Source organism: Maribacter sp. 2-571, from assembly GCF_050589625.1.
In the GTDB taxonomy this organism is placed as follows: Bacteria; Bacteroidota; Bacteroidia; order Flavobacteriales; family Flavobacteriaceae; genus Pelagihabitans.
In genome coordinates this window covers 1-600 of sequence record NZ_JBNGOP010000090.1, presented here as the reverse complement: position 1 = coordinate 600, position 600 = coordinate 1, and the positions used below count along the sequence as shown (strand labels likewise).

General features: G+C 41.3%; 1 protein-coding gene. It reads right to left on the bottom strand.

Translation table 11 applies throughout. From position 1 onward, the window contains the following. Positions 1–245 (bottom strand): helix-turn-helix domain-containing protein (locus tag ACRD7P_RS21005; protein ID WP_430909770.1); only part of this gene is annotated, 245 nt, incomplete at its 3' end. Positions 246–600: the final 355 nt, after the last annotated feature.

The following is a 600-nucleotide window of genomic DNA, read 5'->3' as shown; positions in this document are numbered from 1 at the left end:
AGCTGCAAGAGTTCGGCATCGTTGAGCTTGTTGTTCAGAATCTGCTCGTCGGAACCATAGATAAGGGAATCGGTAGAGACTTCGAGCGCATCGGCGATCTTCTTGGCCACGTCGATATTGGGGGAGGTAAGGTTGCGCTCGTAGCGTGAAATATGTGTGGCGTGGACATCGATCAACTTGGCAAGGTCTCCCTGCGAAATATCCCTGTCGGCGCGTATTCTCTTTAAGTTATCCCCAAATGACATAAACGTGGTAATAAACAAACAAAACATCAAAAATGTTATACAAAGTTAACTTTTTATAGACATAAAATGTGATACCGTTGAAGATACTGATCAAAGAGTATATTTTTAAATAAACAAAAAGTATATATTTGTAGTCAAATATGATTAGTAAGATATTTTCGACAATGTTGGACACGAGCAACCCGAACAGCTATAAGTACCATACAAGCCATCTCCACATCAACATACTCGGCGGGGTCAAGACCAATAAAATGGAGACTTTAAGAATAACGCTGTGCATCCAAAAACCAAAACAGCACAATGTGCTGCGCCACAGTTTAGATCTGTACAACGACAACCAGGTGGAGAAGTTCAC